Raw genomic sequence first — 7833 nt, forward strand, 5'->3', positions numbered from 1 at the left:
CGCGTCGGGACTTCCTCTTGGCTGGCTTCCTTCGGGCTCGCGGCTACGTTCAGGATGTCTGCCTTCGTACCTCCGGCATCCACCTTCACTTCGCCTTTAAGGCTCGCAGGGCAGAAGACCTTAGCGGCGCCATGATCAGGCACACCCCGACGAGATTGGGAAGTTGGCTTGCAAACATTTTTTTGAAGACTAAAAGCCTTTAGAATGACAAGAAACGATAAAATGTTGTCCAGGCTTTTACCCTTCAAAAAAACGTGAATGCAAACTATAATTTACTGACAGGATTGTCCCCCGAGAAGTGCCTAAAATCCGAAATTAAGCTGATGTAAAATGAAATAAGCTTTAAAATCTTGATTTAGAGTTCAGAAACGCATATTTCCAATGTCCTCCGAAAAAAAATCCTCAGAAAGTACATTTACCAGCATAACCTAATGAGGGGCTTTTTACTATACTTAAAAAAGTAGCTCGAATTATAAAACAAAGTTGAAATCAGTTGATATAATGCTAAAATCAAAGAATCAATGATAATAAAGAAGTTTACAATGAATGCAATCATTATCACGCTTGGAACCGTGTTAATCGTTGCTATAACTCTGATCTATTCTTTAAAGCTGGTGCTCGAATCTGATAGTGATATTGATGTGCGAATGAAAGCGAGCGATGCAGAGTTTATTATTAATAAAAAAGATCGCAGGTAAAAGCTTAGGGGAAATCAGCTTCTATCTAGGCAAAGGGACTGTGAAAAACTGAGGGTTCGTTAAAAAAGTGCATATACGAATACCAGTACCATTTAAAAGACCATCTGGGAAATACGAGGCTGACCTTCACTACGAAACCAAAGACAATCGAGTTTACGGGCAGGTTCGAGAGTGAGACCTCGGCAGAGGAAGAAGAATTGTTCAGCAACCTCAAGGAAACGAGAGAAGCGTTTAACAGTGCCGATGCCACCGCTAGTGACATCCATGTGGCCGGTGACGATGAAGTAGTGATGTTGAACAACAGCCAGATCGCGGGGCCAGCAATCAGTTTGCCGGTAGGGCCGGGTGATGAGATAGATATGGAAGTATATGGCTATTACGAAGCTGGTGACTATGGAAGTTTGCAACCTACCGAGGCTATCCTTGCGGCTGTAGCCGGAGCATTTGGTGGCGCGAACGGTGGTAATACCTTTGAGCAATCGACTTACGATGCTTTTACTGCTGAGAATGGTACAAGTTTAGTGGGCAATGGTAATAACGCAGGAGACACAAGGCCGGCGGCTTATCTCAACTACATTCTCTTCGATGAGCAGATGAACTTCCAGAAGGATGGCTTTGCGCAGGTTGGCACCGATGCCAATACCCATGAAGTTTTAGCTTTAAATGATGTAGTTGTAGATAAAGCCGGCTTCATTTATATTTACCTAAGCAACGAGAGTAACAGCTCTTCGCGCGTGTTCTTTGATGATATGAAGGTGGTGTTGACGGAGAGTAATGTGGTGCAGAAGGATGATTATTACGTATTTGGGCTAACTTTCAATAGCTATCAAAGGGTGACAGCGAAAGATAATGTCTATAAATATTCAGGAAAAGAACGAATAGATGATCTTGGACTTGGATGGGATGATTTTGGAGCCAGAATATATATGCCAGATATTGGTAGATGGAATGCGATAGATCCAATGGCTCATAAATACGATGTAGTTAGTCCTTATAACTATACACTGAACAATCCTATTTTGTTTGTTGATCCTGATGGAAGAGACATAATATTTTCGGGGGTAACTCAAAAGGAACTTAAACTGCTAGAGGGTATTATAAATCAAGGCTTGCAGGGACAGTTTAAGGCCCGTTTCTCAAATGTTAAAGGAAAAAAGGGTACATTAAGTTTGTCGCTTGTGGCAACAAAAGGTGGTGGAGATATTAGTAAAATGACTGATGAAGGCAAAGCTTTTTATAATCATTTAAATGATGGGATTAGCGATAAAGAAAATAACACTGAAGTAGGTGTCGTTTTTGGTGAAGCTGATATTAAGGTAGGTGATTTTGATAAAAGTCAAATAGATATAGTAGATATTGATCAGTTTAATGAAGGTGGTAGTGGAATTGATTATAGTAAACCTACCGGGGCAACTAAACAAGGTAAGCTAATCCATGAGTTAGCCGAACAACATGAAAAATCAAAAGGCAGAGGATATGATGCTTCTCATAGAAAAGCTGTAAGTGCAGAAAATGATGTAAATGGCAATACTAGAATGGGTAAGCGAGCGGCAAATGGAAAGATTACGGATTCTGAATTTTATCAAGGGACTAGTAACATAAGGCAGTTTTTTAGAGAAAAAGATGGCTCCAAAACTTCGGTTATATATAAACATACTAGCGGTGTGATTAAGGTTCAACAGAGAAGACCTGAAGGACTGCCCAAAAATAAATAAAGATGAGAAATTATAGGATTAAATATCTTGTTTCAATTTTAATGTTCATCCTATTATTAGGGTGTCATTCCAATCGATTACTCATGAACGAATGCAGTATCTTTGATGATAACTGTGATATAGAGACATGTGAAAAGTTTCAAGACGCATTAATAGAAGTACAACTGTCTTATGATAACTACCCTATATCACTATACAAAGTACAAGAAGCAATTTCATATCTTGAAGAAGTAACGGGAATAAAAAGTAATGTAAATAGTTATGAAATACCTGTCTATTCGACCAAAGATGAGATGTTGAAAGATATTCAAGCGTGGATCAAATGGTTTGAAGAAAATATTTGTAAACAGCCAATGAATGAGGGGGGCTCTAGCTAGCACCGGAATAATTTTAAAATGGAAAGCCTTGCAGCAATGCGAGGCTTTTTTCTTATCCAAAAGTAAGCCTAGTCTTAGTCTCCCTGATCAGTGCCCCAAGGGTTTTAAGAATATGCTGGCGGTCTTCATCTTTACCATTTAAAAGACCGTTTGGGAAATACAAGGCTGACCTTTACGACCAAGCCCAAAGTAATAGACTTCCCAGCCCGCTTTGAGACAGAAACAGCAGCAGATGAAGAACAACTATACAGTGGCATAGACAACACCCGGGTAATATTCCCCAGTGCAGATGCCGCCAATAGTAACATCAACGTAACGGGAGACGATGAAGTCATCGGACTAAATAACCAGATCTCCGCCGGAGCCGCTCTGAGCATCCCTGTAGGCCCTGGCGATAAGCTGGACATGCAAGTCTACAGCTACTATGAAGCCGGGGACTATGGCAGTCTGCAATCTGCCAATGCCGTACTGACGGCCGTAGCCGGAGCGTTTGGCGGAGTAAATGGCGGCAATACTTACGAGCAATCTACCTATGATGCCTTTAGCAGTGCAGATGGAGCAGGCATGCTGGTGAGTGGAAATCAGGCTGGTGATGCCAGACCAGCGGCCTACCTGAACTACATCCTGTTCGATGAAAAAATGAACCCCTACAAATTTGGCCATGCCCAAATAACAGGAACCGCCAATAGCCACGAGTTGGTAGCCTTGAATGATGTTATTGTAGACAAAGCAGGCTTTGTCTATATTTACCTGAGCAATGAGAGTGATAGTCCGTTGCCGGTGTTCTTTGATGATATGAATGTGGTGCTTTCTGAAAGCAATGTTGTCCAAAGTGACAATTTCTATCCATACGGTATGGAGATGGTAGGGGGCTTTAAGAGGATTACTGCCAAGAAAAATAGGTTCTTGTTCAACTAGGGTACGGGGGATAAAAAGTTTAACACCGAAAGGATAACCGACCTTGGGCTTAGCATGGACATGACTAAGTATAGGACTTACGACTATACCACAGGCAGGTTCATGCAGGTTGACCCGCTGACTGATCAGGCGGGACAGGAAATTTACACACCTTATCAGTATTCTTTCAATAATCCTATTAGGTATAATGATCCTTACGGAGATTGTCCAAAGTGCTGGGCATTAGCAAAGGGTTTTGTTGATTTTGCAAATGGAGCAGTAAATGCAGTTGCTTCTAACAATACCACGGTAGTGGGAGCTGATGGGACAGTTTTGGTACAGGGGTTTAAGCGGGAGGAAAGAGGAAGTACTGCTTTTAGAATTGGTCAAAAGTTTGGAGATGCACTAAGCGTTGGGCAAGGAGCCATTGAGGTGGGGTTAGGTGCCGGTGCTGCCGGAGGTTCAGCAACTGGGGGTGTGGTTACTTCGTCAACAGGAGTTGGTGCTGTTGTAGGTACAGCGGGCGCAATTGGTGGCATAGTCATATCAGCCCATGGAGCAAATACCATGTATAATGGGTTCAATAATATGCTTAATGCTGACGGGAATAGTAATGAAGGAGGGCGTTATGCACCAACCGATGAGAATGGGAATAAGCCAGGGCTATCTAAAGACCAAACTGGTAAACCTACAGCTGACCCTGAGGCTACTGGCCCACGTACCACATTAGGAACCAGAGAAGGAAGAAAAGGGACTTATACTCAAGGAGCTGAATTTGATGGAGATGGAAACCTGATAAAGAAAGTTGAACATACTGATCATGGGAGGCCTCAAAATCACCCTAATCCTCATCAGCATTGGTGGCAAGGTGATCAAGGAGGCTGGAGTGATCCTAAAAAACTAGATAATAATCCATGAGTAATATATTGAAGTTTGAAAGTAAAGGTCTGGAATTAGACTATTATGATTTATTCTTACAAATAGGCCAGTTGTACACTGAGGATTTACGTGTTCAAGATTTTGACTTGGTTGGTACCCCTAGTATTATTGATTTTGGTGCTATGGCAGAAAAAGTTTCCAATACACATTTAGGCATTGTAATTAGCTGGAAAGATTGGCTAGATATTGTTAGGTCGACCTCGCAAATTGTTAACCTTTTTATTACCAATAGTGGCTTTGAGAAAAGCTTTAAAGGTCTGACAGATGAAGTATTGCAAGCAGAAACAAATTACTTTATTGAATGCGTAGACTCTATTTACTGGACAATTTATCTGAAAAATTATGATGTTGGAGAATTGAAAATTAATCCCCGCTCTGTGTAGAGGGTGGAGATTCCGGTAATAATAAAGAAGCCTTGCATTTAATGCAGGGCTTTTTGTTTTAGTAAATGAGAAAGCCCCCTGTAAAGGAGGTTTTCAAGCGGTGGGAGTGGAAGCTCAATTTGCCGCTGACTCAGGCTGTTCATCGGACTTGCAAATACTGGCCCGCTTTCTACACCACGACATCATGGCATCACCGACAGCTATATATTTGGGGTTATAGATGTTTTCATCTGTTGCAAGCAGTTTCTTATACTTTTTTATTCTCTCTTTTAAATATTCCCTACACTCTTCTCTGTTTAAGTGTTGTATTGTAGATTCATTTTGCCTGATCAGGTAATGAATAAACTGGGGAGAGTTAAAACCCTCCATGAACAAAGCATCAGCGATTAATTCAGAGGTATTAGCGCCGGGCAATTCTTTGTTTTTCTCCAGAATATCATGAAGCCGGTCAACCAGTACCTCAAACTTACCAAGGCTGGATAAAGGTATGCTACATTCACGGCTGGTAAAGCTCGATATAAACCCCTGGATGATATCACTTAGCATATCATCAACTGCATGCTCACCCAGGGCCTCATAGATATAATTGATTTCTTTAGATTTATACTTCACCGTTATCCTATGAAGGAAATAATAAGCCTTGTGGTCCAGGTTTAAATACTGCCGGTAGTTAGAATAAAGGTGATGCACCATACCTTGCAGGTATTGTTTCATTAATTTGAAAATATCCTGCTCAGTAAATTCCTGGTCTATTAGTAAATGCCATTCAAAAGATCCAGAAGGGTTATAATTGTTATCAATGGTTTGAAGATATTGCTCCAGGAGGGATTGGATACTTTTTATATATTCGCTTAGAGTGTCTTCATTAGAAAGTTTCTTGTTAAGAGTATCTATTACTTTCCTGTATTCCTGGTATAAAAGAAGATTGTAATAATAAAACCTGGCCTCTTCGGAGGTCAGGTGTTCATGACAAACTTCAAGGACTAACTCTATCTGTCCGGGATAGTATTGTAAAGTGGTTAACACCTTCCGGTCAGCAGGAAGGTTGTTTACCCGAGTGAGTAAATTAGGATACTTCTCCTTACTGATCTGGTGTTTGGAATACATTGGATAAATATCATGCAAGCCTTTGAACCAATAGCTGTTGGCGTTAACGTATTCAATATGATCTTCTGTAAAGTAGGTGTGGTTATAAGACAATAGTTTTGCCCCGCTCTCAACTTGTCCGCTTAGTAGCTTATTAAAATCCCTGTTTTTATTCATAAAAGGGTTCAGGTCACCCGTTATGATATTATGAAAAGTTTCAAGAAGAAATGCATCCAATATTTATCCAATTTTCAATTTATAACCCGAGACACAGCTATTTAATTTTTAAATATAAAAAATGTTGAAAAAAAAATCAAAAAACTCACATCTAAAAATGAAAAATTATGCTATTATCAGGTTCTGAATGAAGTTTAGAAAGCGGTCGGAAAACAACTTTTTTACCGGCCTTTTAATAGATCCTTTTGGTAGAAGTCCTATCGGCTATTTAATTTTTTGTTTACAAATGCTCACTGTGGTTACTACTATTACTTAAAAGGTGTTATTTGTAAAATGTTTAAATAGCACTTTTTAGTTATTTTTTATTTACAAAATCAAAATTTAATCAATCGAGCTATGAGATTAAAGGTGTTGACTCTAATGGTTTTGCTCTTCAGTATTCATGAGGCAAAGGCACAGGTGCAAAATGATAAAGGAACCATTACATTGAAAAATGGTGAGCAGATAACAGGGATGATCCGCTACAGCTATGATGAAGCAGATAAAGTTATCATTGATGCAGAAAAGGGGAAGCTAATATATTCACCAGGTGAAGTAGAAAACATAGTATTGGAAAATGGACGCAGGCTGGTTTCTAAGATTCATGATAAGGCTTCAAGACAAGCTTTAATTCTTCAATCCATCATTGAGTCTACAGGTATCAGCTTATATAGTGAAGAAAAATCAGATGTGCTCAGGTATTATGTTGAGAAAGAAGATCAAATATATCTGCTAACCAATAACAAAGTGAAAGTAGTAAGGGACAATGTTCCTTATCACCGGGATGATAAAAAGTACATTGGTCAACTAACTATTTTAATGTCAGACAGGCCGGAACTGGCCAGTAAGCTCAAAGATATTGATTTGAAGGAAGCTGATCTGATCAGGGTAATTCAGGCATACAATCGCGGTAATATTTCATATTTTATGGAATCAGATAACACTTTGAGTCGTCAGCCCAACTGGTTATATTTTATGCAGTACTCTCACTACGGCACCTTTCTGTTGGATGATGTAGTTGGAGGAGGGGGTACCGCCGGGTTTCAGTTTTATTTTGCCAAGGAGAAGCGTAGCTCCCTTAAATTTGGCTTTAATCATTCTCTCTATAAGTATAATGATGAAGAGAAAGCCAATGTTTCCAGCATGAACCTTTACTATCAGCTGGATGCAGTTAGAAAAGAGAAGTTTACTTTGTATTTTTTAATGCATCTCATGGATGTTGCTTATGTCAAAACCAGCGGAGACCCTCGTTTTATTAATGACGGGTTTACAGTTCATCCAAGGTTGAGTCCGGGCATGGGTTTTGAACTAAAAACCGGACCGCGATGGGGTTTATATGGTGAATTGAATCACGTTTTTCAGTTTGATGTTCTGCCTCTGAACTATACATTAGGTTTTAGATATGATATAGGAGAAAGTGCCTGGTAAGTTAAAAGCTTTAAGCAATAAAGAAAGAAAAAGAGGCTGTCTCAAAAGTCTCTCAAAAGAAAGGCTGGCGAAAATTCTATCGCCAGCCTTTTTA

The 7833-nt window shown here is 39.8% G+C and carries 9 protein-coding genes; 7 read left to right on the top strand and 2 right to left on the bottom strand.

The annotated features are described in order from the left end of the window. The coding region (locus JMN32_RS27360) for a hypothetical protein (protein WP_238354490.1) at positions 1-248 on the bottom strand (248 nt) is incomplete at its 3' end. Positions 249-521: 273 nt separating this feature from the next. On the opposite strand from JMN32_RS27360, the gene JMN32_RS14930 reads away from it, so the two are divergent. The 6 genes from JMN32_RS14930 to JMN32_RS14955 all read left to right on the top strand — a co-directional run bounded on the left by JMN32_RS14930 (position 522) and on the right by JMN32_RS14955 (position 5009). After that, complete coding sequence (locus JMN32_RS14930) at positions 522-698, top strand: hypothetical protein (RefSeq protein ID WP_202857152.1); 177 nt, start codon at positions 522-524, stop codon at positions 696-698. A gap of 197 nt (positions 699-895) precedes the next feature. After that, positions 896-2413, top strand: coding sequence for an RHS repeat-associated core domain-containing protein (locus JMN32_RS14935; RefSeq protein WP_202857153.1), 1518 nt, complete (start codon positions 896-898; stop codon positions 2411-2413). An 83-nt stretch (positions 2414-2496) separates the two neighbouring features. Continuing rightward, positions 2497-2790 (top strand): hypothetical protein, encoded by a 294-nt coding sequence (locus tag JMN32_RS14940; RefSeq protein ID WP_202857154.1) that lies wholly within the window; start codon positions 2497-2499, stop codon positions 2788-2790. Positions 2791-2940: 150 nt separating this feature from the next. After that, positions 2941-3708, top strand: a complete 768-nt coding sequence (locus JMN32_RS14945) for a hypothetical protein (RefSeq protein WP_202857155.1) — start codon at positions 2941-2943, stop codon at positions 3706-3708. 54 nt (positions 3709-3762) lie between these two features. After that, positions 3763-4605, top strand: a complete 843-nt coding sequence (locus JMN32_RS14950; protein WP_262896719.1) for an RHS repeat-associated core domain-containing protein — start codon at positions 3763-3765, stop codon at positions 4603-4605. Beyond that, positions 4602-5009 (top strand): hypothetical protein, encoded by a 408-nt coding sequence (locus JMN32_RS14955; RefSeq protein ID WP_202857157.1) that lies wholly within the window; start codon positions 4602-4604, stop codon positions 5007-5009. Before JMN32_RS14950 ends, JMN32_RS14955 begins: the two co-directional genes overlap by 4 nt. A 114-nt stretch (positions 5010-5123) precedes the next feature. Here JMN32_RS14955 and JMN32_RS14960 read toward each other — a convergent pair whose 3' ends face one another. Continuing rightward, entirely contained in the window at positions 5124-6332 is a 1209-nt protein-coding gene (locus JMN32_RS14960; RefSeq protein ID WP_202857158.1) for a hypothetical protein, read from the bottom strand. A gap of 336 nt (positions 6333-6668) precedes the next feature. On the opposite strand from JMN32_RS14960, the gene JMN32_RS14965 reads away from it, so the two are divergent. Next, positions 6669-7739 (top strand): hypothetical protein, encoded by a 1071-nt coding sequence (locus tag JMN32_RS14965; protein ID WP_202857159.1) that lies wholly within the window; start codon positions 6669-6671, stop codon positions 7737-7739. Positions 7740-7833: the final 94 nt, after the last annotated feature.

The sequence above is a fragment of the Fulvivirga marina genome (genome assembly GCF_016775155.1).
Classification (GTDB): domain Bacteria; phylum Bacteroidota; class Bacteroidia; order Cytophagales; family Cyclobacteriaceae; genus Fulvivirga; species Fulvivirga marina.

Excerpts from the sequence above, each read along its gene's own strand:
- JMN32_RS14930 (WP_202857152.1), top strand. The coding sequence starts at position 522 with ATGATAATAAAGAAGTTTACAATGAATGCAATCATTATCACGCTTGGA.
- JMN32_RS14955 (WP_202857157.1), top strand. The coding sequence starts at position 4,602 with ATGAGTAATATATTGAAGTTTGAAAGTAAAGGTCTGGAATTAGACTAT.
- JMN32_RS14950 (WP_262896719.1), top strand. The coding sequence starts at position 3,763 with ATGGACATGACTAAGTATAGGACTTACGACTATACCACAGGCAGGTTC.
- JMN32_RS14940 (WP_202857154.1), top strand. The coding sequence starts at position 2,497 with ATGAACGAATGCAGTATCTTTGATGATAACTGTGATATAGAGACATGT.
- JMN32_RS14965 (WP_202857159.1), top strand. The coding sequence starts at position 6,669 with ATGAGATTAAAGGTGTTGACTCTAATGGTTTTGCTCTTCAGTATTCAT.